21 protein-coding genes are annotated in these 25,592 nt (G+C 55.9%); 12 read left to right on the top strand and 9 right to left on the bottom strand.

The annotated features are described in order from the left end of the window. Window positions 1–38 precede the first annotated feature (38 nt). The 3 genes from RHM59_RS02850 (at window position 39) to arnT (ending at window position 4,616) form a co-directional block, all read left to right on the top strand. A complete protein-coding gene (locus RHM59_RS02850; RefSeq protein WP_322164739.1) occupies window positions 39–1,970 on the top strand; it encodes an LTA synthase family protein in 1,932 nt (643 codons plus the stop codon). A gap of 261 nt (window positions 1,971–2,231) precedes the next feature. Then, window positions 2,232–2,906, top strand: a complete 675-nt coding sequence (locus tag RHM59_RS02845) for a histidine phosphatase family protein (RefSeq protein ID WP_322164742.1) — start codon at window positions 2,232–2,234, stop codon at window positions 2,904–2,906. Window positions 2,907–2,948: 42 nt separating this feature from the next. Next, complete coding sequence (gene arnT / locus RHM59_RS02840; protein WP_322170988.1) at window positions 2,949–4,616, top strand: lipid IV(A) 4-amino-4-deoxy-L-arabinosyltransferase; 1,668 nt, start codon at window positions 2,949–2,951, stop codon at window positions 4,614–4,616. Here arnT and RHM59_RS02835 read toward each other — a convergent pair. The 3 genes from RHM59_RS02835 to RHM59_RS02825 all read right to left on the bottom strand — a co-directional run bounded on the left by RHM59_RS02835 (window position 4,598) and on the right by RHM59_RS02825 (window position 8,023). Then, window positions 4,598–6,058, bottom strand: coding sequence for a glycosyltransferase family 39 protein (locus tag RHM59_RS02835; RefSeq protein ID WP_322164744.1), 1,461 nt, complete (start codon window positions 6,056–6,058; stop codon window positions 4,598–4,600). The two genes, arnT and RHM59_RS02835, sit on opposite strands and share 19 nt — an antisense overlap. 67 nt (window positions 6,059–6,125) lie before the next feature. After that, window positions 6,126–7,166: a metallophosphoesterase gene (locus RHM59_RS02830; RefSeq protein ID WP_322164746.1), complete on the bottom strand. Its 1,041-nt coding sequence runs from the start codon at window positions 7,164–7,166 to the stop codon at window positions 6,126–6,128. A 191-nt stretch (window positions 7,167–7,357) separates the two neighbouring features. Then, window positions 7,358–8,023, bottom strand: coding sequence for an HAD family hydrolase (locus tag RHM59_RS02825; RefSeq protein ID WP_322164747.1), 666 nt, complete (start codon window positions 8,021–8,023; stop codon window positions 7,358–7,360). Window positions 8,024–8,287: 264 nt separating this feature from the next. On the opposite strand from RHM59_RS02825, the gene RHM59_RS02820 reads away from it, so the two are divergent. Next, window positions 8,288–8,728: a CBS domain-containing protein gene (locus tag RHM59_RS02820; RefSeq protein WP_322285903.1), complete on the top strand. Its 441-nt coding sequence runs from the start codon at window positions 8,288–8,290 to the stop codon at window positions 8,726–8,728. 73 nt (window positions 8,729–8,801) lie between these two features. Here RHM59_RS02820 and RHM59_RS02815 read toward each other — a convergent pair whose 3' ends face one another. Then, window positions 8,802–9,695: an AraC family transcriptional regulator gene (locus RHM59_RS02815; protein ID WP_322285902.1), complete on the bottom strand. Its 894-nt coding sequence runs from the start codon at window positions 9,693–9,695 to the stop codon at window positions 8,802–8,804. A 147-nt stretch (window positions 9,696–9,842) separates the two neighbouring features. Between RHM59_RS02815 and RHM59_RS02810 the strand changes: the two genes are divergently transcribed. Beyond that, complete coding sequence (locus tag RHM59_RS02810; RefSeq protein WP_322285901.1) at window positions 9,843–10,571, top strand: cysteine hydrolase; 729 nt, start codon at window positions 9,843–9,845, stop codon at window positions 10,569–10,571. Between the two features lie 51 nt (window positions 10,572–10,622). Here RHM59_RS02810 and RHM59_RS02805 read toward each other — a convergent pair whose 3' ends face one another. The 3 genes from RHM59_RS02805 to ggt form a co-directional block, all read right to left on the bottom strand. Beyond that, on the bottom strand, window positions 10,623–10,979 hold the full coding sequence (locus RHM59_RS02805; RefSeq protein ID WP_322164751.1) for an MFS transporter: 357 nt from the start codon (window positions 10,977–10,979) through the stop codon (window positions 10,623–10,625). Window positions 10,980–11,151: 172 nt separating this feature from the next. Further along, window positions 11,152–11,796: a glutathione S-transferase gene (locus RHM59_RS02800; protein ID WP_322164752.1), complete on the bottom strand. Its 645-nt coding sequence runs from the start codon at window positions 11,794–11,796 to the stop codon at window positions 11,152–11,154. A gap of 181 nt (window positions 11,797–11,977) precedes the next feature. Next, window positions 11,978–13,705 carry a gamma-glutamyltransferase gene (gene ggt / locus RHM59_RS02795; RefSeq protein WP_322164753.1) on the bottom strand — a complete coding sequence of 576 codons (1,728 nt, stop codon included), beginning with the start codon at window positions 13,703–13,705 and terminating at the stop codon, window positions 11,978–11,980. 514 nt (window positions 13,706–14,219) lie between these two features. Between ggt and RHM59_RS02790 the strand changes: the two genes are divergently transcribed. From RHM59_RS02790 to RHM59_RS02770, 5 genes are all read left to right on the top strand, one after another. Then, a complete protein-coding gene (locus tag RHM59_RS02790; protein WP_322164755.1) occupies window positions 14,220–15,185 on the top strand; it encodes an alpha/beta hydrolase in 966 nt (321 codons plus the stop codon). Window positions 15,186–15,268: 83 nt separating this feature from the next. Next, the gene (locus tag RHM59_RS02785; protein WP_322164757.1) at window positions 15,269–16,312 is read left to right on the top strand and encodes a zinc-dependent alcohol dehydrogenase family protein; all 1,044 of its coding nucleotides are present in this window, start codon (window positions 15,269–15,271) and stop codon (window positions 16,310–16,312) included. Between the two features lie 454 nt (window positions 16,313–16,766). Then, complete coding sequence (locus tag RHM59_RS02780; protein ID WP_322164758.1) at window positions 16,767–17,096, top strand: hypothetical protein; 330 nt, start codon at window positions 16,767–16,769, stop codon at window positions 17,094–17,096. Between the two features lie 270 nt (window positions 17,097–17,366). After that, window positions 17,367–18,467 (top strand): catalase family protein, encoded by a 1,101-nt coding sequence (locus RHM59_RS02775; RefSeq protein WP_322285900.1) that lies wholly within the window; start codon window positions 17,367–17,369, stop codon window positions 18,465–18,467. Between the two features lie 430 nt (window positions 18,468–18,897). Beyond that, the gene (locus tag RHM59_RS02770; RefSeq protein WP_322285899.1) at window positions 18,898–21,069 is read left to right on the top strand and encodes an ATP-binding protein; all 2,172 of its coding nucleotides are present in this window, start codon (window positions 18,898–18,900) and stop codon (window positions 21,067–21,069) included. A 38-nt stretch (window positions 21,070–21,107) separates the two neighbouring features. Here the strand turns inward: RHM59_RS02770 and tam are convergent, their stop codons facing one another. Continuing rightward, entirely contained in the window at window positions 21,108–21,872 is a 765-nt protein-coding gene (gene tam, locus RHM59_RS02765; RefSeq protein WP_322170991.1) for a trans-aconitate 2-methyltransferase, read from the bottom strand. 115 nt (window positions 21,873–21,987) lie between these two features. Further along, the gene (locus tag RHM59_RS02760; RefSeq protein ID WP_322164764.1) at window positions 21,988–22,713 is read right to left on the bottom strand and encodes a GntR family transcriptional regulator; all 726 of its coding nucleotides are present in this window, start codon (window positions 22,711–22,713) and stop codon (window positions 21,988–21,990) included. Window positions 22,714–22,866: 153 nt separating this feature from the next. On the opposite strand from RHM59_RS02760, the gene RHM59_RS02755 reads away from it, so the two are divergent. Then, the gene (locus RHM59_RS02755) at window positions 22,867–24,075 is read left to right on the top strand and encodes a pyridoxal-phosphate-dependent aminotransferase family protein (RefSeq protein ID WP_322164766.1); all 1,209 of its coding nucleotides are present in this window, start codon (window positions 22,867–22,869) and stop codon (window positions 24,073–24,075) included. A gap of 189 nt (window positions 24,076–24,264) precedes the next feature. Next, a complete protein-coding gene (locus RHM59_RS02750) occupies window positions 24,265–25,572 on the top strand; it encodes an MFS transporter (protein WP_322285898.1) in 1,308 nt (435 codons plus the stop codon). Window positions 25,573–25,592: the final 20 nt, after the last annotated feature.

Below are 25,592 nucleotides of genomic sequence, written 5' to 3'. Positions count from 1 at the left end.
CGTTGCACACCATCAACGCCATGCGTAAGGAAATAATAATGCGTGCTCCTCAAACAGCGCCCGTTCGCTATCTACTTTTATTGACCGGTACCTGGTTCGCGATTTTTTTAATCACCCGCGCTGTGCTCTTGGCCACGCATTTACACGAAGCAGGCCATGGGTTTTTGTCCATTTTCGGGATCGGCGCTATTTATGACATAGCGTTCCTGATATACGCCGCATTGCCCTTGGCCTTCTACGTGCTGTTCTGCCCGCCAGCCCTTTGGCGCACGCGCGGCCACCGTTGGTTTTTGCACGGGGTCATGACGGTCAGTATTTTCATCATGCTGTTTGTGTCCGTCGCTGAATGGTTGTTCTGGGATGAGTTCGGCGTGCGCTTCAACTTCATCGCCGTGGACTATCTGGTCTATTCCAAAGAAGTACTGAACAACATCCTTGAGTCTTACCCTATTGGAGCCTTGCTGGGCATTTTGGCCGTGGCCGCCATCGGCCTGAGTGTTGTGCTGTACAAGCCGGTCAAGTCTGCGGTAAATGCGCCCTTGCCCAAAGCACGGCTGCGACTGATCAGCTTTGCCGTATTGCTGGTACTCGCCGGGCTGGACATGCAGTTCATCGATCAAGAAACCCCACGGGGAGAAGGTGGCAACGCGTACCAGCATGAGTTGGGCACTAACGGACCGTTTCAGTTCTTCGCGGCGTTCAGGAATAACGAACTCGATTACAAGCAGTTCTTTGCCAGCCTGCCGAACGAAGAAGTCGCCCATCAATTGCGTGCGGAATTGGCCGAGCCCAATGCCACGTTCGTCGGCAAAGACCCGCAGGACGTTCGTCGCAACATTGCGAACCCCGGCACACCCCGGACCCCAAACATTATCTTGGTCACCATCGAAAGCCTTAGCGCCAAGTACATGGGCAGCAACGGCGACCCACACAACTTGACCCCCAATCTCGACGAACTGCGCAAGCACAGCCTTTACTTCAACAACTTCTACGCCACCGGCACTCGCACGGATCGCGGGTTGGAGGCCATCACCTTGTCGATTCCGCCGACGCCGGGGCGCTCAATCGTCAAGCGTATTGGTCGTGAAAGTGGTTACGGTAGCCTGGGCCAACAATTGAACGCCGTGGGATACGACAGCGTGTTCATGTATGGAGGCCGTGGTTACTTCGACAATATGAACGCTTTTTTTAGCGGCAACGGTTATCGCATTGTTGACCAGAGCAGCATCAAGGAAGCAGACATCCACTTCAAAAATGCCTGGGGCATTGCCGACGAAGATCTTTTCCAGCAATCACTGAATGAGGCGGATGCCGTCTTCGCCAAACACACACCGTTTTTCTTACAATTGATGACCACTTCAAACCACCGTCCTTACACCTACCCCGAAGGTCGGATCGACATTAAATCGGGTGATGGCCGCAACGGTTCGGTGAAGTACACGGATTGGGCCATCGGTAAATTCCTCAACGACGCACGACAGAAACCTTGGTTCAGCAACACGATCTTTGTGTTTGTGGCCGACCACACGGCGGGGAGCGCAGGCCGAGAAGACTTGCCGATTACCAACTATCAAATTCCGTTGTTTATCTATGCGCCGACCCTGATTGAAGCGCGGGAGTCATCCCAACTGGCGAGCCAGATCGACTTGGCTCCGACGCTGCTTGGACTGTTAAACCAGAGTTATCAGTCAACGTTTTTTGGCCGTAACTTGTTACAGGACAATCCGCTGCCCCCTCGCGTACTGGTGGGTAACTATCAGCACTTGGGGTTGTTCGACGGCACCAACCTGGCCATTCTCAGCCCGCAAAAATTGCTGCGCCGTCATGACCAGGCACTGGGTGAGAGCCGTGAGTCACGGGTTAACGACACCGACCCATTGATTATTCGCGCCATCAGCTATTACCAGGGCGCCAGCTACGACTACAAGCAGCGTTTGCTGAACTGGGTACCCGGTAACACCGCTCAGTAATACCTAGAATGCCGACGCCACTAATAAACCCGTGGCGTCGGCTTTTTTTCATCTTGTCTGCAGCCATTAACCCAATAGATGCTTGGCTGACTGATCGGTCTTCGCTAAATTTTCACATCTTTTTTACCGTCAAACTACGCCCCCTCCCTTACTATCAACTGTATAACGATTGCACACCACTTCCTCTTAAAGCTGACTAGCAAGCTTTTAAGGTTGCGGGAATCGCGCATCGAAAATTCGTCATCTCGGAGCACTAAGCAGGTGAAAACCTCAACTGACGTTTCAACACCGTCATTAAAAACGCCAAACGCGAACACCCTTAAAAAAGCTGTGTTCGCAACAGTGCTGGTGCTTTGCATCGTGTTAGTCATGGGGTTTGTATGGTGGCCAAAGTCGCTGACAGACTTGGGCAAACACGAAAACATGATCACTGCAGGTGTCTATAGCCACTGGCAACAAGGTGACATTGTTGCCCTCGTGCGGCACGCCGAACGCTGTGATCGGTCGAGCAATCCGTGCCTGGGTCCGGCAGACGGTATCACCCAGGCAGGCAGCGACACCGCGGTTCTAGTGGGCAAGGCGTTCAACAGACTGGGCATGAGTAACACCGACGTCATGAGCAGCCCCCTTCATCGTACCGCGCAAACCTCGTTCGCCATGTTTGGCAAAGCCAGCCCTAATCAAGAGTGGCTGGTCAACTGCGAGCACGCCATGCTCGACAACGTACTGACCCACAAGACCGCTCATCGCAACATGGTGTTAGTCACCCACAGTGGGTGCATGAGTGCCTTGGAAAAAGAGCTGGGATTTCCCCATGCCAAAACCAGCGAATACGCCAGCACGTTCCTTGTTTCCATTGGCGCTGACGGCCGCCCGAAAGTGCTGGGTTTCATTAACTACCAGGACTGGGCATCGACCCTGGACAAGAAACCGTAAGTCTCCATTGATCACTATTGAGCACGACGAATGCCAAACCTTATGGCGAAACCTTGGGCCCTGCTGTTTTTGTTACTGGCCTTTGTTATTTTTTATTTGCTGCCCCTAACCACTCATGGCCTCTGGGTTCCAGACGAAACCCGCTACGCGCAGGTCAGTCAGGAGATGCTGCTAACCGGTAAGTGGGCCGCCCCTCATTTGATGGGCCTGCGTTACTTCGAAAAGCCTGCGCTTGGCTACTGGATGATTGCCCTCGGCCAAGCCCTGTTTGGCGACAACCTGTTCGGCGTTCGCATTGCTTCGGCGCTGAGCTTGGGACTGAGCACTGTGCTCGCCTACCTGATCGCCCGGCGATTGTGGAATTCGCCGCGCAGAAGCCTGGCGTGTGCGACGGTTTACATGAGTTTTGGCCTGATCATCGGCCAGGCTGGCTATGCCAACCTCGATCCGCAATTTACCTTATGGGTCAACCTGAGCATCGTTGCGCTGTGGTATGCCGTCGACAGTACGACACACCGAGCAAAAGTCATCGCGTGGGCCGTTTTGGGATTGGCCTGTGGCATGGGTTTCATGACCAAGGGGTTTCTTGCGCTGTTGTTGCCGGTACTCATCGCCCTGCCCTACATGATCTGGCAGCGGCGCTTCAAAGAACTGGTGCGGTACGGCGGTATCGCAGTGCTGGTTGCCACCTTGATCTCGCTGCCGTGGGTATTGACCATTCAGGTGCGCGAGCCCGACTTTTGGCGATTCTTTTTCTGGCATGAACACATTCGCCGTTTCGCCGGCGATGACGCACAGCATGCTGAGCCCTGGTGGTTCTATTTGCCGTTGCTGATCGGCTCCAGCGTGCCGTGGGCGCTGTTGTTGCCAACTGCGTTGAAGCATGCCTGGCAAAACCGCAAACAACAGAACACTGCTTTTCTGCTGCTGTGGCTGTGCCTGCCGCTGGCTTTTTTTAGCCTGAGCAAAGGCAAACTTCCCCCCTACATACTTCCGTGCATGTTGCCATTGGCGCTGTTGCTAGGCGATGCGTTGATCAATCGGCTCGAACAGGCCAAGACCTTGGCCATCCGCAGTAATGCCGCCTTCAATATCGTGGCCGGCGCCGTTGGACTGATGGCGGTGATTTACCTGCAAATCAAGCATCCCATCTTCGACCATGAACCGCTGCATATGGCCTTGTTGATCGTCGCCCTGGCAAGTTGGATTTTGGCCAATGCGTTGCAGCTCAGCAAACCGCAGATGTTCTACCTCGCCCCGGCCTTGGGTATGTGGCTGATGGTGGCGCTATTGCCTGCGGCGTTGCCGGACAACGTAGTCGAAAACAAGACGCCTGGCAGGTTTATAGCCGAGCATGCCCAGGCACTTCGCCAAAGCCATGCATTGATGAGCAACGATCTGGCGGTTGCGTCGGCACTGGCGTGGAAGACAGCGAACCCTGAAGTAACCCTCTACAACACCGTAGGCGAGGCCAAATATGGGCTCGCCTACCCGGACGTCACGGACCGAACCGTCAAGACCGCCAATGTTCAGCAATGGCTGGCCCAGGCACGCCGTGAGGGGTCGGTGGGCGTGGTGATGCGGGTCAAGAGTGACGATGAACGGCGTGAGCTTGAACAGTTGCCCACTGACGCAACGCGGTATGACCGTGGCAGCGAGGTGATCTTGCTCTACACGCAAACTGAACCCAATCACATCTCCATAAAGTAATACGCTCGGTCGCCCACAATGATTTTCTTCAAGACTTTGAGTGGCGCGACCGGGTCAGTCTGACGCTCCATCACCGCAACGTTGGTGGGCGATTCACTGAGGAAGCTGTTTAGCTGTTCCTCGGATTGAAGGGCCACCAACAAGCTTTGGGTGTAGAACACTCCCGCTCCGGCGAGTCGTTCGCTGGGCGTGAACAACACAACCCGTTGGCCGTTTTGCTGTAACGCGCGAATCTGTTCGGTAAGCGGGGTAAAAGCTTGTTGGCGGTCTTCCCTCGGAATGACCCAGATCGCCACCGCCAAGTAGCTGATTACGAACAGGCCCACCACACCGAAGATCGATGCTCGTTGGTGACGAACGAGCCTCTGCGCCCACACCGACGTGGCTGATCGCTCACGCAGGCGCTCCAGCAGCAGCGCCCCGTACTCGGCGGCGATGACCGCAGCAGCCGGGGTCATCGACATCAGGTAGACCATGCGTTTGCTGGACGCAAGCGTCAACAAGGTCAGTTGCGCCAACAACCACAGGCTGAAAAAAAGTAGGTACGGACTGGCGCGCAGTTTTTTGCAAAAATGCCACAGGCCGACATAAACCAGAATATTCCAAGGTAAAAACGCCTGCGGCAACTTCGCCAGGTAATAGTAAAACGGCTCGAAATGCCCGGCCTCTGAGAAGCCACCGCTGAAACGCCCTACGCTGTTGGCCCACAGCACCTCGTTAATCGCGGACCCACCGCCTGCCTGATACAGAAACCCGAGCCACACTGCCAATGGCAGCAAAGCGACCAAGGTCAGCGCCGCCGGCCACACCCAATCGGCTAGCACAAAGCGTTTTTCGATCAGGCTTTGCGCAATCAGAAACGCAAAAATCACCGCCCCCGGCAGTGCCAACCCCAGCACGCCTTTACTCAGGGTGGCGATGACGATACCCAGGGCAAACATCGACCAGAGCCCGACCGAACGACGACGCTGCAACACCCAATGCTGGCTGGCGAGAAAGAACCCCAGCAGCGCCAAGGTTACGCCCAACGAGAGTAACGAATCTTCCCCGACCTGCCGAACGTTGCTCCAGTAACTGGCCGTAGTCGCCAGGAACACCGCTGCTGCGACCGCGATCATCACCGGACGTCCCAATTTACGCAGGGCACCATATAGCGTCAGCATGCTCAACAACCCGGCCAGCGCAGAGGCCAACCTGACTGACCAAGTGTTCGCGCCAAATACCCTTATGGCGCCCGCGTCCAGCCATAAACTCAAGGGTGGTTTTTCCAGAAAGGGTTGGCCGTTGAGCTTGGGCGTCACCCAGTCGTTATCCAAGTGCATCTCCATGGCGATCCCAGCCACGCGGGGCTCAGTGGAACCTTGCAATTGGTGGTTACCCAATCCGACGAAGAACAATAGACAACCGAGTACGAACAACAGGAAGACGGGACGAGTTGACATAAGCGTGTGCGACTCACAAGGGTAATCAGCGACGGAAAGGCGGCAAGCGTAACGCAGAGTAGACAGATCAAGGCGACATCATTGACCCCACAAGGCAACCTTTCGCCATCCAGGGGCACGCCCGATTCCATTCATAGCGCGCAGCCGCGCCTGAGCTTTCGGTGTAGTAGGCCAGTTTAAGTTGGGTAGAGGTGAAGTCGAGTTTGGCGAAACCAGCTTCAGACTTAGCAAAATTGACCGGGGAATGTTTCGCCGATATCGCAGACAGCGTTTTTCCGCCGCCACCGGAGATGACCCAGGCCGGCTCGCCTTCATTGAGGATCAGTTGTTGGTTGTGGTCATGCCCGGACAAATAAAGGTCCACTTTAAGACGCTTGAGAACCGGCAGCAACTCGGTTACCAAAAGGGAGTTTTGATTGTGCTCTCCCACATTCCGTACCGGGTGATGAGCCGCCACCACACGCCAGATAGGCTCGGGACCGGGCTGCATAAACGCCTGCTCTAAAATCGCGATTTGCGCCGACAGTTGACTGTCGGGCACCGACGTGTCGATGAACACCATGCGCACCAGCGGACGGCCCTCATCGCTGCCGAAGTCTCGGGTGTAGGTGTGGTCGGGCATTTGCCAGCGGCCCGAGCCTTTATGCCGGCGGCTGTATTCAATTTCCACCCGTTGCGAGTCGGGATAATCGTGATTACCCAGCACTGCATAAAACGGCACGTGGCTTAACCAGCGGCCCCAATAAACACTCTCAAACCTGGTCCGCCAGCTCAGGTCAGCGGTGCCGGTCAGCGACTTGCCGTAGAAGTTGTCGCCCAACAACACCACCATGTCCAGTCGGCCATCTTTCTCCGCGACTTTTTCCATGGCATAGGCGACGGCCCACTGCTGGAAGTTTCCGCTGCCTTGGTCGCCCATTGCAATGAGCGACACATGGGTCGGATTCAGACCGGTCATGGGCGTATAAGGCGTCGGTGGTAAATAAATAAAACCCATTACTGTTAATGCGCAAAACAGCAGAATGGCCAATCCGACCAGTGTCCAGCGCCGGGTGCGTCGTGAAAAGTGGGGGGGGGCAGGATTTTTAAGCGATGCAGTGCCAGGCATTTATAGGTGTCATCCGATATCGCGCAATGGAAACTTATCGCGTGACAAGTAATACGGAAGGACTCTCCAACCTTCCGTAAACAGCACTTGTGTGTGCAGATCAATCAGCATGTGGGTACGTACAATTCTATCCTAGGGACGCCTGTGTGAAAAACAGGTGAACGCCATGTGAAGGCCGCTGATCAAGTGGCTTACGCCTCAAGTCGCATTACCCCGTTTTCGTCAACCCGGACAACGGTTCGCTGGTAATCCATGATCGACGCGTGCGACGTGTCCATCGGATCAACATGGGTGGCGGTCACCACCATCACAGCGGCGCCCGCCGCTTCGCCCGCAAGAATGCCGACGGGCGCATCTTCGAAGACCAAACAATCAGACGCGTTCACCCCCAACTGTTGCGCCGCCAGTAGGTAGCAATCGGGGTTCGGTTTGCCATGGCTGACGTCTTCGGAGGTTATGAACACAGCAGGAAGGGGAATTCCCGCGACCTCCAGGCGCCGGATGGCCAACTCTTTTGGCGCCGAGGTGACGATGGCCCATTTGTTTGCCGGAAGCGATTTAACAAACGCAGCAGCGCCGGCCACTTCGACAATTCCGGCGAGGTCAGCTATTTCAGCTTCAGTAATGGCCAGCGCCTCGAGTTCTGGATCTACCCCGACAAGCCCCAATCGCTTGATCGTATCGACAGCGCGCGCACCGTGTATGGTCGGCAGGAAGGTATCGACTTCAACTCCGTGCGCCCTCGCCCACGTCGCCCAAATACGTTCGGCCGCCGCGATGGAATTAATCAGGGTGCCGTCCATGTCGAATAGAAACCCATTGTAATGACCGTTAAACACTGATGAGCGAGCAGACAAGGTTCAGTTCCTTCCAGCGAGCGTTGGGCCGATTCGGGGATCGCGCCAATAAACCTTAAGGCCCGTCATTTGTCTAGCATCGAGCGTCGCTAGGCATTTGAAAGTCAGAACGACATCCGACTGCCATATAAACGTCCAATCAGATTTTTCTATCCCCTATGCATTCGTTTCGACCTTGCCCAATTGGCCATACTCTACGATTCTGTAGGGGCAATTAGGGCGATTCGCGCTCGCCCCTTAGAATCCTGCCTGGAGAGACCCCTAATGAAGACCGTCGCACAACTACTCAATACAAAAGCCGATGACCACCGGCAGGTCCATACCATCGCTCCCGACCAGACAGTATTGACGGCGCTTAGCCTGATGGCAGAGAAAAACGTCGGCGCGTTGCCGGTCGTCGAGAATGGCCACGTGATTGGGGTCATCAGCGAGCGAGACTATGCGCGCAAGGTCGCGCTGAAGGGCCGCTCGTCTGCGGACACACGGGTTAGCACCATCATGAGCGAGCGCATTATCACGGTGAGCCCCAGCGAAAGCGTCGAAAAATGCATGAGCATCATGACCGACAGCCATCTGCGCCATTTGCCGGTGGTCAAAGACGGGCAACTGATGGGGTTGTTGTCGATTGGTGATTTGGTGAAAGAAGCCATTGCCGAACAGGCTGATTTGATTCGGCAGTTGGAACAATACATTCGGGGTGAGTAGGAAGTTCTTGTTGAAAGTCTGTAGGAGCGAACTTGTTCGCGAAGCGGCATGCGCGACATACCGCATCAAACCTTCACCAACAAGTTGGCTCCAGAGTGGCCCCGTCCATACGATGCGAAGCGGCGCGGTCATCGTCGTGCGTCTGTTGGTTAACGCGCTTTATCCATTCTGCTGGCGGCACGCCGATGATGCTCATGAAGGTCCGCGAAAACGAGGCCTGGGAGCTGTAGCCCACTGAGGCGGCAATGACTTTGATCTGAACCCCGTCGCGGAGCATGTCTTGCGCTACCCGCATGCGCCAATGGGTCAGGTAGACGATGGGCGACACTTCCATGATTCTCGAAAAATACGCCGAAAACTTCGACCGCGACATGTTTGCCAGCGCCGCCAGTTGCTCCACGCTCCAGTCGGCTTCCGGCTCGCGATGAATGGTGCTCAATACCTCCCCGAGGCGTCCATCTTGCAGGGCGAACAGCAAACCGCTGGTGATTTTCTTTTGTTGCACCGCTTGGCGCACCAGCAAAATAAACACGTATTCGAATAACAGATTCAGTGCTTTACCCCTGCCCGGTGCGTCATCGCGAAATTCTCTGGTCAGCGATGAAATGGCGGGGACAATGTGCTCAAAAGCTTCCAACGGAAAGACCAGGGTTTCGGTCAATCCCAGCGGCAAAACGTAGCGCGCTTGCTGGCCAAACTGAAACGACGCGCAAATGATATCGGCCCCTGGCGAAGCCGTTGAACGCAGCTGATATTGGCAACTGCTCGGACAAAACAACACGCTGGGTTCATCGATGGCGATCTTCGGCACGCCGGGTCTGACCAGATCGATGCCACCATTTTCAATCACATGGACAAACGCCATGCCAGGCGGTTTGTCCAACACCAGCGTGCCGTCCACCCGGCCAGCAAAAAACAGCCGCCCTTGCAGGTGGGTTCGCTCAAAAAACTCGGAAAGAATGTCCATTGGGGATAACCGGTCAAAGGTTGTGTACGCCCAGGGAAAAGCGCAAAAAATTTCGGCCTAGGATGAAGTCTTCGCTGGGCACAATACACCGGTCGACCGGAATGCCCAGGCGGGAATGAAACCCTTAGCCGTTGGAGGCCTTTTACCATGAGCACCGAGACAACCCGTCCCTCTGCAAACCCTTACGCCGACACGGACACACCTGCGCTGCCGGGCTCGGTCATGAAGCTCGACCTGAGCAAAGCCGCGTTGGTGATCATTGATCCGCAAAACGACTTCCTCAGCCCCGAAGGCGTGAGCTGGGCGTTGGTGGGCAAGAGCGTGACTGAGAACGATACGGTCAAGCACATCGGCCAATTGTTCGCCGCCGCAAAACAGGCCGGGATTACTGTCGCCGTGTCTGCGCACTATTATTATCCATGTGACCACGGCTGGCACTTCGGCGGCCCACTGGAACATGTGATGCACGACATCGGCATGTTCGACCGCAAGGGTCCATTGACCCTGGAAGGCTTCGAAAACTCTGGTGCTGACTTCCTGCCTGAGTACAAGCAGTACATTCTTGACGGCAAAACCATCATTGCGTCACCACACAAAGTCTACGGGCCGGAGAGTAACGACCTGGCCCTGCAGCTGCGCAAACACGGTGTGTCGCAGATCATTCTGGCGGGCATGGCGGCGAATCTTTGCGTTGAATCTCACCTGCGTGAGTTGCTGGAGCAAGGCTTCGAAGTGGCCGTCGTACGTGACGCCACCGCCGCGCCGATTATTCCCGATGGCGACGGCTATCTGGCCGCACTGATCAACTTCCGTTTCCTCGCCAATGCGTTGTGGACCACCCAAGAGACGGTCGCACGCCTTGGCGCGGTGGACTGATCTTCGCGAAACAAAAATCACGCGGGTTCAACCCCGCGTGATTTTTTTTGCTTAAATCACCGCAGCAGGCCGTCGCAATGCCCGCCAATGGGTCCAGGTCGCCAGCACCGAAACTACCAACAGCACGGCAAGATACCCCTGCGCGGTTTGCAGAAGGCCAAACGGCGCAATCAAAAACCCCGCCACAACCGGCGCAAGGCTCAACGACAAATACGAGGCCACGAAGATCGCCGCGAACAGCTCGGCGCGCTCGTGCTCATCCGCCAATGGCGCGAGGGTTTGCACCAGCGCTGAGAATGCGGCGCCCGATCCTATGCCGGCTATCGCTGCGCCAATGAAAAACAGCTCAACCGAGTGCGTCGCCAACGACAGCAGAAGAATCAACAACCCTAGCGAAATGCTCGCCATCCCCAGCACTGCCGTTACTGCTGGCCGCCATGACCTGAGCAACGGCGGAGTCGCCGCGCCAAAGCCACATAACACCGCAACTGGTTCTACACGTCGCTGGAATTTACCGAGGACCCAACGCAGACGCCCCGGCCGATGTGATCGGCCGGGGCGCTGAGAAATTCAGTCAGTTTCAGGCAGGGGTTTTCACGCTTGGACGTTCGCCGACTTTGGCATTCCAGGCGATCAGGGCCGTGCATTCTTCCGGCACTTTGATCTGCGCGTAACCGGCGAAGATCAAGCCCGCCCAGACAGTGATGTCCGCCATGGAGAACTGTTCGCCAGCCACGTAGGGCTGGGTTTTCAGCACCGAATCAAAGTACTTCATGCCTTTGATGGCCTTGTCACGGTGCATTTCGCCCCAGACAGTGCGATCAGTCCACTCAGGACTTTTGTACGGTTTTAAACCAGCGCCAAGGCCGTCGGTGGCGTGATGGAAGTAGATGCCGATGGCGTCGATGAGTTGGTCATCCGCGCGCTTCTGCATCATGTGAATGATGCCCTTCTCTTTCGGCGTGGTGCCGGTGAGCGTTGGCTTGCCATCCAGGTTGTCGAGGTATTCAGTGATGGCGGTGCATTCCGACAGGTAGAAACCGTCGTCAAGTTCAAGTACTGGGACAGTACCGGCCGGATTCATCGCCAAGAAAGCCGGCTGCTTATGTTCAGCGCCCGGCAGATCGATGTTGATGAATTCGACCTGCGAAGCCAGACCTTTTTCGGCCAAGACAACACGGATACGCAAAGGACTAGGGAAGCCAGGGATATCATAAATCTTCATGTGAGCACCAGTTGTTGTCTACCTATCGAGTGATAGATACTAGAGAGCGTCACATACCCCTGTCAACGATTATCTATCACTAGGTAGGTTTTTCTATCAGTGGTCATCCGGGACGGTTTTAACCTTCACCCCGTAAAAGGCGCCAATAGCGAAGCCCTGCACCAGGGCTTCGCTCACGGACTCAATAACCGAGAGAAAGCCCGGTATTACGACGCGGGTCATTTGCGCCATAGAAGCGATTGTCACCCACCGGTTTGCCGCCAAGGGAAGGCGCTCCGACTAAAATTGCAGCCAAGTGGTTAGAGGGCTGTGCGCCGGCAAATTTCTGCCCCCAACTTTCGAGGATCTTCTGGGTGTCCGGGCTGATCGCGAATTTCTCCAGGTTGGTTGTTTCAGGCAACCACTGCTGATGGAACCGGGGGGCATCGACGGCTTCCTGAATGTTCATCCCGTAGTCGATCACGTTGAGCATTGTTTCCAGCGTCGCCGTGATAATCCGGCTGCCGCCCGGCGTACCGACCACCATGACCGTTTTGCCGTCTTTGGTGACAATGGTTGGGCTCATCGAAGACAGCGGGGTTTTCCCTGGGGCAATGGCGTTGGCTTCTCCCTGCACCAGACCGTACATGTTGGGAACGCCGATCTTGGAAGTGAAATCGTCCATTTCGTCGTTCAGCATGACCCCGGTCCGGCTGGCCATCACCCCGGCCCCAAACCAGTCGTTCAGCGTGTAGGTCACCGAGACGGCGTTGCCCCACTTGTCCACGATGGAATAGTGAGTGGTGTTGTTGCCTTCGTGCGGCGCAACGCCAGGCTTGATGTCCCGGGAAACACCGGCTTTGTGCGGGTCGATGGCGGCCCGAATTTTCGCTGCGTAGTCTTTATCGAGCAAATGAGCCACCGGGTTCTTGACGAAATCAGGGTCACCCAAATAGCTGTTGCGATCGACATACGCATGACGCATGGCTTCGATCTGGTACTGCATGCCTTGGGCTGAGCGGAAACCCAGATCCGGCATTGGATAGCCTTCGAGGATGTTCATGATCTCGCAGATGACCACCCCGCCCGAGCTTGGAGGCGGCGCCGAGACCACGTGATAGCCGCGGTAATCGCACTCAATCGGCGCGAGTTCACGGGTCTGGTATTTATCCAGGTCTGCCTGAGTAATCAGGCCTCTACCGGCGTAACTTGAAGACACAATGGAGTTCGCCACCCAGCCTTTATAGAAGCCATCGGTGCCTTTGCTGGAGATTTCCCGCAGCGTCCTGGCCAGGTCTTTTTGCACCAGCTTTTGACCTACCTTCAGCGGTTCTCCTTTGTCCAGGAAGATGGCGCCCGAGTCATGCATGTCTTTTTTGAATTCGGCGGTCGCCGTATCCAGCAGGTCGACATCACCCTGTTCGAGAATGAAACCTTCATCGGCGTACTTGATGGCGGGCGCGATAACCTGTTCGCGCTTCATGGTGCCGTATTTCTTCAGGGCCAACTCCATGCCGGACACCGTGCCGGGAACCCCAACGGCCAAGTAACCCTTGGTGCTCAAATCAGGGATCACGTTGCCGTCTTTATCGAGGTACATGTCGGCGGTGGCCGCCAACGGCGCTTTTTCACGGAAATCCAAAAATGTCTTGCGGCCATCGGCCAGCTGTACGGTCATGAACCCGCCGCCACCAAGGTTACCTGCTGCGGGATAAACCACCGCCAGCGCATAACCAACCGCCACCGCGGCATCAATGGCGTTGCCACCGTCCTTGAGCACATCAACCCCTACATGGGTCGCCAAGTGCTGGGCCGTGACCACCATGCCATTTTCAGCAGCAACCGGGGCTTGCGAGGCTGCTTGCGCGCAGGTGTAACAAACAGCGAGTGCCGTCGCGATAAGGGATTTGGCAAAGGGCTCAAATTTCATGAAGTCGATTCTCTTGTTTTGAAAGGAGTAGTCGTGCGGGCAGTTCATGACGTGCGATGAAAGGTGCCTACGGCACCCACTTCAAAGTACCGGCTCTTCGACGTTGAAGACAGTCCCCATTCGGAGAACTGACCGATTTCAGCGATCCGTAAGCACGGGCAGGTAGGAGACCGCCCGCGATCGGCTGCGAAGCAGTCGTAAATCAACGACCCAGTTCTTTTCAGTTGAACCGAGTGAGTCCATTGGACCGCTTCGCGTTACATCGCGGGCAAGCGCGCTCCTACAATTTCTTTCGACAGCGCCTACAAGCCCTCAATTCGCTGGCCGAAAGCCCGGCGATCGTAAACCGTGCACACAATAATTCTCCCTATCAGTAGATAGTCGTTGACAGCATCCACTACCGGAACCTAATCTGCGCCTATCGGTAGGTAGGCAGAGCATCGCAGGTCAGTTAAACCGCCCGAGCACTGGATCTCAATCCCACTTTTGTAGCCTTTGAACTTGGAGCATCACCATGAGTCGTTCCCCCCTGCAATCAGCGTTTCGGCAGGCATTGCTCGTCGCCGCTTTTGCCACAGCGTTTACAGCCCTGCCTGCCACTGCCGCGGTTAAAGCGCCAACGTCCATCAGCGCCGTCACCTTTACCACCGCTAAAACCCGGTTCATCGAAGTCGATGGCGATCGTTTGGCTTATCGTCGGTTCGGTAAACATGAAGGGATTCCCTTGGTGTTCTTCCAGCACTTCGTTGGCAACCTCGACAGCTGGGACCCTAAAGTCATCGACGGATTTGCACACCACCGTGTGGTGATTCTGTTCGACAACGCTGGCGTTGCTGGCTCGGGCGGCGAAGTGCCTACCAACATCGAAGGCATGGCCAAATACGCCATTGATCTGCTGAAAGCATTAAACATCAGCAAGGCAGATTTGCTCGGCTTCTCCATGGGCAGTCTGGTCGCACAAGAGGTTACCTTCGAGCGTCCTGACCTGGTTCGTCGCTTGGTCTTGGTAGGCAGCGCGCCCCGCGCAGCAGTCGGCATGACCCCGCTGACTCCAGAGTTTCAAGCGGTGATCGCGAAGAAACGTGAAGTGCCGGAAACCTTGCTGCTGGATGCATTCTTCACCGCATCCCCTGCCAGTCAAAAAGCCGGACACGCCTTTCTTGAACGCCTGCATGCCCGCACTGTAGACCGCGATGTCAACATCAACGAAAAAGTCGCACCGGCTCAGATCGCAGCGTTTGCTGCCTGGGGCAAGCCAAGTCCTGACGCACTTCCCTACCTGAAATCGATCAAACAACCGGTGTTGGTCGTCAGCGGCAGCAACGACATCATTCACTACCCGGTTAACTCGTTCACCCTGCAACAGAATCTGCCGAACGCCGAACTGATCATCTACCCTGATTCCAACCACGGTTCGCTGTACCAGTACCCGGAACTGTTTTTGGCAAACGTCACCACGTTCCTGAACCAGTCCAACTAACGGCAGCAGGACACCCGTTCCGCAACCGCCCTGCTGCCATTAATCAATGACAGCAGGTTTTTGTTTTTGATCAAGGAAATCCAATGAAGAGCTTTGTTTTCCGCGCCACCGGTGAACCGTCCGAAGTCCTTGCGCTTGAAGAGGTTCCGCTTGCGCTTCCGGGGCCCGGCGAGGTTCGGGTACGCGTGCATTTGGCGCCGGTTCATCCCGGCGATTTGCATGTGTTGCGAGGTAAGTTCGGACGCCAACCCGTGCTTCCTGCGAGTCCAGGGCTGGAATGCATGGGCACTGTTGACGCCCTCGGCGCCGGTGTTGTTAGCCCAGCAATCGGTACTCGGGTGATACCGCTCAACGTGCCTGGCACGTGGCAAGTATTCATCGTCGTACCGGCGGATCGGCTTGTGGTTGTGCCCGACACGATTTCGGACAACGACGCGGCGCAGGCCATGATCAATCCCTTTACTGCGCTGGCATTGACTCGGCATTTACGCGGTCTGAAGGCCAACGATTGGCTGGTGCAAACCGCTGCGGGCTCCACCGTGGGACGCCTGATTTTACAACTGGCGCGCAGCGAAGGTTTTCGTACCATCAACCTAGTCCGACGCGAAGAGCAAATGGCCGAAATAATTGCGCTGGGCGGCGACGTGGTGATTTGTACCGATGACGACAATTGGCCACAGCAATTGCTAGCGGCTACCGACGGCAAAGGCGCTTCATTCGCGATCGACTCCGTGGCCGGATCGGTCGGTGCAACCATCGCCCGCAACATGGCGGCAGGCGGTCATATGCTGGTCTACGGTGCACTGTCATCGCACCGGCAGACTGAGCCCAGCGCCTTTCAATTACCGCTCTTCACGCCGCAACTCATCTACAAGAGCATCACGGTTGAAGGCTGGTATCTGTTCCATTGGTTGGCGGTCGCGCCCCTCGAAGACACCCGCTCACTGCTTGAAGACGTGCTCAATCGAATGGCCACCGGTCGTCTTGAACTGCCAGCGGCGAAACGTCACTCGATCAACGACATCCGCCAGGCATTGATTGACGCCGGAAGCAGCGCCCGGGAAGGCAAACCACTGTTGGAATTTTTCAATTCAGGTTACCAACCCGCGCCGCGCGAAAACTCATAGCCCACCAACCCCGTTCGGCGAGGGGGCGTCTAGCTCGGCCTCCTGGCCGCTCACCGACTGATTGTAAAATTATGTAGTGCCTTTAAAAAAACACTACATAACGGTTGACGCCCCCTATTCGTCCCGGCATGATGGCCCTGTCTCCCCGATCGGGAGCGCCGGCAAAGGTATTCCAAACACACTCGACGAGCCGTCGAGTCGTTAGCGGATGTGTACTGCCCACAAGGCAGATTGATGAAGTTGACTGGCAGGATCGTTCCGCAAGGACGAGAAAGCTGGCGAAACGTTCTCATGATGCTTGTGGTTGACCGCATTAACGTCGCCCTTCGTATTTTTGATCCGTTCGCTTGTCCTCCTACCCTCATCAAACCCCTGCCTGATGTGCATTCGATCGACCATTGGGTCCATTGAACTAACCACTAAACAGATCAACGAATGGTCTAGGGGAATACCGATGAACTTGAACAATCAGCCTACTGTTGACCAACTTGCCCGACTGTTCGCTTCACAAAAGGACAGTCTCGACAGCCACATCCTCTGGGTGGGCGAAGCCGGAGACGTTCACATCGACCGGCTGTCGAGCAACGCAGGTGAAGGCGAATTCGAGCAATGCAACCCGAGCATGCGGGCCAGGCTGAAGATGTACCGCAGGGGCCAGGGTTATGTTGGTAAGAAAGCCGCCGCTGACGAGAACTTCATGGGTCAGGTACTGCAAACCCTGACACGTGAATGGCAGTCCCTCGGTAAAACCGCAGAAGTTCGTGTTGTAGACAGCTACTGCTAATGCTTTAACCGCGTCGCCGGTAAGCGCCCCAAGCGCTTACCGGCGACGTTTTTTTTTGGTTTTGATACCCCGCCTGAAATAACACTACATCCCCGATTTCAAGCTCGCGCTCAAGCGCTGGCCTGCATTTGGGCAGCCGGTCCGCAGTATTGAACCGCCGTGGACAACGCCGGTCAGGTTGATTAAGTCCCCGAGCCAATAGCCAAGAATCCAAGAGCGCAGGCTGCGGACCGAATTACGCCTCTGCCCTAATCTGACCGGAGAAACCTGATGACAACGCTTCTTAACGTTCAGCCGTTACCGTTTGAACCTTCTTTTGAGCAAATACCGGAAGACGAATCACAGACCAGCCAAGCGTTGGCCGAAACCATGCGCTCCATTCTGGAAACCACTTATCACGACTACGGCCACGCCGTGCGCGGCGTGCATGCCAAAGCCCATGGGTTGTTGTATGGGGAAATTCAGATTCTCGACGGCTTGCCTGCAGCACTGGCCCAAGGCGCATTTGCCAACCCCGTCAAACTGCCGGTGGTTTTGCGTTTCTCAACCAATCCCGGCGATATTCTCGATGACAAAGTATCGGCGCCCCGTGGCCTGGCGATCAAAATGATCGGCGTAGAAGGCAGCCGTCTGCCCGACAGCGAGGGTGATATTACTCAGGACTTTGTGCTGCAAAACGCCAAGGCCTTCACCGCCGCTGACCCCAGGGCATTCCTGAGAACCTTGAAAATGTTGGCCGCAACCACCGACAAGGCACCGGAGTCAAAAAAGGCCTTTTCCGCCTTGCTCAGGGGCGTGGAAAGTATCGTCGAAGCGGTAGGTGGTGAGAGCGGCACACTCAAAAGCTTGGGCGGTCACCCCATTACCAATCTCTTGGGCGAAACGTATTACAGCGTGGTGCCGTTTTTGTACGGTGCGTATTACGCAAAATTAAGCATCGTTCCGGTATCGCCCGAGCTGACTGCATTGACCGACAAAGAAGTCGACGTCGCAGACAAGCCCGATGGCCTGCGCGAAGCGGTTCAGGATTTCTTTTCGAGCAACGGAGGAACCTGGGAAGTACGGATTCAGTTGGCCACGAATTTAGAGAAGATGCCGATTGAAGACGCGTCAGTCCAATGGCCAGAAGACGTCAGTCCGTTTATAGCCGTCGCTCGAATCGACGTTCCGAAACAACAGTCATGGTCTAAACGTCGTGAAGCGGACATAGATGAAGGCATGGCCTTCAGCCCATGGCATGGTTTGGAGGCTCATCGTCCATTGGGCGGCATCATGCGGGCGCGCAAACCGTCGTATGAATTGTCATCGCGTTTTCGGAGTCAACGCAACGGCTGCCCCATTCATGAACCCCGTGAACTCAACGAAAATTGATTCAATTTCGTGAGGTTTTCTATAGACAATAAAAAACCCGCCGAAGCGGGTTTTTCCAAGACCATTCCAACACCCTGTCGGTGGCCATCCGGGCCATGGTCGATCATCCTTGATCCGCTGGCGCTCCAAGCGCCTGCGTTGATGGATCAAGAATATCGCTGACAGCAGCCCCCCGCATAGAGCGAAGTTACCCTTCGTCGTGTAAGCCTTTCGCTATAGCCGGCTCTACAAAAATTTGCCAGTTCCGGAAGTGGTCAACCTGAGCCCGACGCACATTCAGCGGCGTACAAGCGCGGCGACATCGATGGTGCGCTCACCGGATCGAGCGCCCTGACCGGTGGCATTGAACGGAGTTGAACATTTATTGAGATTCAAATCACCAATGGTTAACGGGCCCGAAAAGTTGGGCGAAACAATGGACTAGCACACCGTGACCGATCTTCATGACCTCCAGCCTGCGCAGTTAAGGCGCCTCAACGCTTTGGCCCAGTTTGGTGAACTTGCGCTGAAATCACCGAGCCTTGACGAGATCCTGCAACAGGCCTGCGCACTGGTGCGCGAGGCGTTGGGTACTGACTTTGCGAAAATCATGATGCTGTGCGACGACGGTCGCTTCCTGAAGGTTCGCAGCGGGGTGGGATGGCAACCAAACGTGGTCGACAACGTGACAGTACCGATCAAAAAGGACGTCTCGGAGGGCTACGCCTTTGGCTCGAAATACCCGGTCATCTCCACCGACGTCAGCCTGGAAAAACGCTTTCGTTATGCGCCGTTTTTGCTCGATCACGGCGTTCAGGCACTGGTCAATGTCCCGATCTTGGGGGTGGAAGGAAAGTCCCCGTTCGGGATTTTCGAAGTCGACAGCAAAAAGCCCAGAAATTTTACGGATCGCGATATCGACCTGTTGCGCACCTACGCGAATTTTATCGCGGGTGCCGTGGAGCGTTTTAGATCGCTGGATGAAATCAGAGCCTCCGAACGTGCGCTGCGCAGCAGCGAAGAACACTTCCGCGTGGCCGTGGAACTCAATCCGCAAATTATCTGGACCGCCGACGCGGAAGGTCGCGTGACCTCGTTTGATCAACGTTGGCTGAAACTGACCGGCCTCAGTCAGGAGCAGGCGCTGGATCAAGGCTGGCTGCAGGTTTGCCACCACGACCACGAGCAGAAGATTGCCGACGCCTGGGCCTACTCGATACGCACCAAAGTGCCCTATGACGTCAGCGCCACGTTGCGCAAAACCGGGGGCGATTATGGCTGGTTTCGGATGCGCGCCTTTGCGCAGCTCGATAGCCAAGGCGCCTGCCTTCAGTGGTACGGAACCATCGAAGACATCGAGGAGCGCGTTCGACTCGAATCGGCCCTGCGTGACTGGAATGAAACCCTGGAAGAGCGGGTGGCTGAGCGCACGCTCGCGTTGGTCAAGGAGCAGGGCGAGCGTGAAGCCACCGAAGAGAAACTTCGGCAGAGCCAAAAAATGGAGGCTGTCGGGCAATTGACCGGGGGCTTGGCCCATGACTTCAACAACATGCTGGCCGGCGCCTTGGGCAGTCTTGAGCTAATGCAGCTCAGGCTCGCACAAGGCAAGGTCGACAAGCTGCCTTCCTACATCGATTTGGCCAAGTCGACGGTGCAACGTGCGGCGGCATTGACCCATCGGTTGTTGGCGTTTTCCAGGCAGCAAACGCTTGAACCCAAAGTCATCCACCCGAATAAACTCGTCGCCGGCCTCGAAGACTTGCTGCGAAGGACCGTAGGCCCCGGCATTGATCTCGAAACCACCTTGGCCGCCAACAGCGCGATCCGGTGTGATCCAAACCAACTTGAAAACGCAATCCTGAATTTGGCGATCAACGCTCGGGATGCCATGCCCAACGGGGGATCACTGTCGATAAGAACCGGTCGAACTCCAGCCGAGCGGCCGGTGGTCCAAGGTCGGGATTTCGCCGTCAACGATTACGTGACTATCACGGTGACGGATTCTGGCACCGGCATGACACCCGAGGTCATGGAGCGGGCCTTCGATCCATTTTTCACCACCAAGCAATCGGGGGAAGGCACCGGATTGGGTCTGTCGATGATTTACGGCTTCGTCCAGCAATCCGGTGGGCATACGCAGATCAGCAGCGAGATGGGCCACGGCACCTCGATCGCGCTTAGCTTTCCGCTGCACAGCGAAGTGGTCGACGAGTCCAGCTTGATGACCAGTGCCGTCAAGGCGTTGCCGAGGGCGTCGGGTGAAACCGTTCTGTTGGTGGACGATGAAATGGTGGTTCGCCACGTGATGATCGAATTGCTGACCGATTTGGGATACACCGTGCCTGAAGCGATTGACGGCCGGTCAGCACTCAGTCGCGCAGAAAAGCTCGAACATATCGATTTGTTGGTCACCGACATCGGTCTGCCAGGCGGGCTGGACGGGCAGCAACTCGCCGCCCTCCTGCGGGTTCAGCACCCGCAGCTAAAAGTGCTGTTCATCACCGGGTTTGCGAAAAACCTGCAGATCGATGAAAACGCCAAACCGGCCACCCGGGTTTTGGCCAAGCCGTTCAGCATCAGCGATTTTAGTGAGCGCATCCGCTTAATTCTTGGCGAAGACTAAGCGGTCTCAGGCCAGGGGCCTTGGAATCAAGGCAAATCCTATCGACTGGCCACGATAAATAATCGTGGAAACGGCAACAGCACTTTGCCGTGCGCTGATACCGGGTAGGCTTCTTTCATGGCTGCCAGGTATTGCGCAAGGAACGCCGCTTTTTCGGCATCGTCTAGCGGACCGAGGTACGGGCGTAATGCCGATCCCTTGAACCATTCGACTACCGCTTGCGCACCACCCGCCAATGGGTGGTAATACGTGGTTCGCCACACATCAACCTTGCTGCAATGATGGCTCAGCAGGTCGTAATAATAGTCAGCGCTATGGCGCGGCGGATGCAGTTGGCCGCCGATTTTATTGGCCCACGGCCCGTTCGCGGCAATCTTACGCGCCATCCGGTGAGCCGGCTCTTCCAGGTTATCAGGGGTCTGGATCGCGAGACTGCCACCCGGTGCAAGCTGCTTCACTAAAAACGGGTACAACCGTTCATGGTCCGGCACCCACTGCAACGAGGCGTTCGCCAGGATCACGTCGTACTGCTTGGTCGGCTTCCAGCCAGCGATGTCGCTGACCTCAAACTGCATGGAGGGCAGTCGTTTATTGGCAGCGGCAACCATGTCTTCAGAGCTGTCGATGCCACTCACGACGGCATCGGGGTAGCGCTCGGCAAGGACTTCAGTGGAGTTCCCCGGACCGCAGCCCAAGTCGATGGCAACGCGTACTTCATGCTGCGCAATGGCGCCAACAAGATCCCGCACGGGGCGGGTACGTTCGTTTTCAAAGGCAGAATATTGCTTGGCTGACCACGTCATCATGATGTCCTTATGTGCGGATGATTGCCGGCAAGGGTACCCTTAATTGCGCATCAATCATGAGGCATGAATATATGTCTGAATAATTCATCTGAGGCGCCTCGTTGCCAGCCAATCAGCTGCGAATCGACCTCGCGTGCTCGTCGTCCTGGCGAACCATCAACATCAACGCATCGCGTTTTTCCAGCAAGTGATGGCGCAGGATCGCGCTCAAACGCTTGCCGTCACGGGCTTCCAGCGCTTCGATCATTTGCTCATGATCATGCACCGCCCGGTCCCATTTCGGGGCCTGAAAATTTGACCGAAACCGCAGCGCCTGCAACCTGAAGTTAAGCGATTGATAGGCCTGACACAGCGCCGAATTGCGCGCGGCCTGATTGATCAGATCGTGAATGGCGCGGTTGCGCTGGTAGTAACCGGGCAAGTCGTTTTGGTTCTTGCACACGACCATGGCGTAATGCAGCGCCCTGATTTGCGCCAGTTCCTCGTCAGTGATTCGCTCGCAGGCCAGCTCTCCGGAAAACCCTTCCAAACCGCTCATCAATTCGAAGGCTTCGCGGATTTCCAGCTCAGACATGCGTGCGACGCTGGCGCCGCGATTGGGCGATATTTCAATCAAGCCTTCCGCTGCCAATACCTTCAATGCTTCCCGCAACGGCGTTCTGGAAATGCCGAGGGTTTCGCACAGTTCTCGCTCGTTCAGTTTCCTGCCAGCTTCCAGCACACCTTCGATAATGAAGCTGCGCAGGTGCTCAACGACGGTGTCATGCAAACGTTGGCGTTCTACTTTGGGTAATTGTCGAACGGCGTCCTTTTCCGTAATGAAATCTGAATCTTGCATACAAAGTCCTCAAATGGCTGAAAGGATCTTAATTCATTTTCAGCGTTTAAGCCCAATGGATAGGGGCTAAACAACAATTTTATTCAGGTTGACGTGGCGCGGAGTCCTGCTATGGTATTTTGAATTCAAAATACAACAACAAGGAAAACGACCATGGTAAAGCTCGATTTTCACCCAGCCGGCCGCCACTTTTTACAGATTCCCGGCCCAAGCCCGGTTCCCGACCGCATCCTCCGTGCCATGAGTTACCCGACCATTGATCACCGAGGTCCTGAGTTCGCAGAACTCGGTTTGAAGGTGATTGACGGCATCAAGCAAATTTTCAAAACCAACCAACCGGTGATCATTTACCCAGCCTCAGGCACCGGCGCCTGGGAAGCCGCGTTGTGCAATACCCTGAGTTCCGGCGACAGCGTGTTGATGTTTGAAACCGGTCATTTCGCCACTCTCTGGAAAAAAATGGCCGAAAGCCTTGGCCTGAAACCTGAGTTCATCGGCTTGCCCGGTGTTGAAGGATGGCGTCAGGGACTCAAGCCCGAGATGATCGAAGCGCGTCTGCGCCAAGACTCAAACCACAGCATCAAAGCCGTCTGTGTTGTACATAATGAAACCAGTACCGGCGTTACCTCAGACATCGCCGCCGTGCGTAAAGCTATCGACGCTGCCGGCCACCCTGCCCTGTTGCTGGTCGATACTATTTCCGGCCTGGCCTCAGCCGATTATCGCCACGATGAATGGGGCGTGGACGTCACTATTTCCGGTTCGCAGAAAGGCTTAATGCTGCCACCCGGCATCAGCTTTAACGCGGTCTCGCCCAAGGCCATCGCCGCCAGCAAAACCGCCGGTTTACCACGCAGTTTCTGGGCGTGGGACGAAATTATCGAAATGAACAAGACCGGTTACTGGCCGTACACGCCAAGCACCAATTTGCTGTATGGCCTTAGCGAAGCATTGGACATGATTCTCGGCGAAGGCCTGGACCACGTGTTTGCCCGACACAATCGCCTGGCCGAGGCCTGCCGAATCGCTGTCACCGCGTGGGGCCTGAATATCCAGTGCGCCGACCCGAGCGTCTACAGCCCGGTATTGACCGGTGTCATGACCCCTGATGGCGTCGATGCCGATCAGGTGCGCAAGATCATCTACGAACGCTTCGACATGTCGCTGGGTACCGGCCTGGGCAAAATGAAAGGCCGTATGTTCCGCATTGGCCACTTGGGCGATTGCAACGACCTGACGCTGATGGCAACCCTGACCGGCTGCGAGATGGGCCTGAAAATGGCGGGTGTGAAGCTCAACGGCAGCGGTGTAGTTGCGGCGATGGACTTCCTCGGCGCCCAGGATGTCCCGCTGCGCCGGTAATGAAACCCACCAAAAACCTGTAGGAGCCAACGTGCTGGCGAGAGGTCTGTTATCAATTGCCTGATTGATCGCCTCGCCAACACGTTGGCTCCTACAGGATGTTAATTCCCGTAATCAGTAGAACAATAAAGATCTATCCCGACCTATCGTGCGTCGTTGCACGAACAATAAGAAACTGGAGATAGCGTCATGAAACGGTTCCGCTTACGCCCAACGAGCATGGTGTTGCTCATGCTCTGCGTCATGTACTTCATCACCTACCTTGACCGCGTTAACGTCAGCACGGCGGCCTCGGGTTTCGGTGCCGAATTCGGCCTGTCAAACACCCAAATCGGTCTGGTTTTTTCTGCCTTCGCTTACCCTTACCTGGTGTTTCAGGTCATCGGCGGGTGGATCAGCGACAAATATGGCGCTCGGCGCACGCTGATTTTCTGCGGAGCGTTGTGGGGCGTAGCGACCATTCTTACCGGTTTTGCTGGCGGCCTGTATTCCATGCTCGCCGCGCGCTTGCTATTGGGTCTGGGCGAAGGTGCAACCTTCCCTGCCGCTACCGCCGCGATGTCGCGCTGGGTGGCTAAAGAAAAACGCGGTTTTGCTCAAGGCATTACCCATTCGGCAGCCCGTATTGGCAACGCGGTTGCACCAACGGTCATCGTTGCCGTGATGGCCACGTATAACTGGCGCATGGCGTTCTATGTGTGTGGCGCCATCAGCTTGATCTGGGTAGTGGTCTGGGCTTTCGTATTTACCGAACACCCTAAAGATCACCCACTGATCACCCAAGCAGAACTGGCAGTGCTGCCAGCACCAAAAGGCCCTGCACCTAAAGTGCCGTGGGAAGCCCTGTTTAAACGCATGGCACCGGTGACCATTGTTTACTTCTGCTATGGCTGGACGCTCTGGTTATTTCTGTCGTGGATCCCTCAGTACTTTTTGCACAGCTACAACATGGACTTGAAGAAATCGGCGGTGTTTGCATCGGCAGTATTCTTCGCCGGTGTGATCGGCGATACGGTGGGTGGCGTCATTACGGACAAGCTGTTGATCAAAACCGGGTCGCTGAAGAAGTCCCGCAGTTGGATGGTTGCGATCTGCATGTTCCTGACGTTGGCGTGCCTGATGCCCGTGATGTTCAACCACAACATGTACATCTCAATGGCCTGCCTGGCGGGTGGTTTCTTCTTCGCCGAAATGATGATTGGTCCAATGTGGGCGATCCCGATGGACATCGCGCCGGAGTTCAGCGGCACCGCGAGCGGCATCATGAGCACCGGCTCTGCCGCCGCCGCAATCCTTTCACCAGTGGTTTCCGGCTATTTGATCGACCGCTATGGCAGCTGGGATTTGCCCTTTGTCGGCAGCATGCTGCTGATGGCCATCGGCGTTATTCTGGCGTTTCGCATGAAGCCCGAGAACAAGTTCGAATGCGTGACTAATCTGCCTTCCGAGGTAGACGAGCAGCACCCGCAACGGCCTTCGGTTATTGTCGGCAAATGATCTCGATTGCTTCATTCCCC

The organism is Pseudomonas sp. MH10, assembly GCF_034353045.1.
Taxonomy (GTDB): Bacteria; Pseudomonadota; Gammaproteobacteria; order Pseudomonadales; family Pseudomonadaceae; genus Aquipseudomonas.
This window is presented reverse-complemented; position numbering and strand designations above follow the sequence as displayed.

Bases quoted from the DNA above. Each gene is read 5' to 3' on its own strand.
- RHM59_RS02850 (WP_322164739.1), top strand. From the start codon at position 39: ATGCGTGCTCCTCAAACAGCGCCCGTTCGCTATCTACTTTTATTGACC.
- arnT (WP_322170988.1), top strand. From the start codon at position 2,949: ATGGCGAAACCTTGGGCCCTGCTGTTTTTGTTACTGGCCTTTGTTATT.
- RHM59_RS02835 (WP_322164744.1), bottom strand. From the start codon at position 6,058: ATGTCAACTCGTCCCGTCTTCCTGTTGTTCGTACTCGGTTGTCTATTG.
- RHM59_RS02830 (WP_322164746.1), bottom strand. From the start codon at position 7,166: ATGCCTGGCACTGCATCGCTTAAAAATCCTGCCCCCCCCCACTTTTCA.
- RHM59_RS02820 (WP_322285903.1), top strand. From the start codon at position 8,288: ATGAAGACCGTCGCACAACTACTCAATACAAAAGCCGATGACCACCGG.
- RHM59_RS02815 (WP_322285902.1), bottom strand. From the start codon at position 9,695: ATGGACATTCTTTCCGAGTTTTTTGAGCGAACCCACCTGCAAGGGCGG.
- RHM59_RS02810 (WP_322285901.1), top strand. From the start codon at position 9,843: ATGAGCACCGAGACAACCCGTCCCTCTGCAAACCCTTACGCCGACACG.
- RHM59_RS02805 (WP_322164751.1), bottom strand. From the start codon at position 10,979: ATGGCGAGCATTTCGCTAGGGTTGTTGATTCTTCTGCTGTCGTTGGCG.
- RHM59_RS02800 (WP_322164752.1), bottom strand. From the start codon at position 11,796: ATGAAGATTTATGATATCCCTGGCTTCCCTAGTCCTTTGCGTATCCGT.
- ggt (WP_322164753.1), bottom strand. From the start codon at position 13,705: ATGAAATTTGAGCCCTTTGCCAAATCCCTTATCGCGACGGCACTCGCT.
- RHM59_RS02790 (WP_322164755.1), top strand. From the start codon at position 14,220: ATGAGTCGTTCCCCCCTGCAATCAGCGTTTCGGCAGGCATTGCTCGTC.
- RHM59_RS02785 (WP_322164757.1), top strand. From the start codon at position 15,269: ATGAAGAGCTTTGTTTTCCGCGCCACCGGTGAACCGTCCGAAGTCCTT.
- RHM59_RS02780 (WP_322164758.1), top strand. From the start codon at position 16,767: ATGAACTTGAACAATCAGCCTACTGTTGACCAACTTGCCCGACTGTTC.
- RHM59_RS02775 (WP_322285900.1), top strand. From the start codon at position 17,367: ATGACAACGCTTCTTAACGTTCAGCCGTTACCGTTTGAACCTTCTTTT.
- tam (WP_322170991.1), bottom strand. From the start codon at position 21,872: ATGACGTGGTCAGCCAAGCAATATTCTGCCTTTGAAAACGAACGTACC.
- RHM59_RS02760 (WP_322164764.1), bottom strand. From the start codon at position 22,713: ATGCAAGATTCAGATTTCATTACGGAAAAGGACGCCGTTCGACAATTA.
- RHM59_RS02755 (WP_322164766.1), top strand. From the start codon at position 22,867: ATGGTAAAGCTCGATTTTCACCCAGCCGGCCGCCACTTTTTACAGATT.
- RHM59_RS02750 (WP_322285898.1), top strand. From the start codon at position 24,265: ATGAAACGGTTCCGCTTACGCCCAACGAGCATGGTGTTGCTCATGCTC.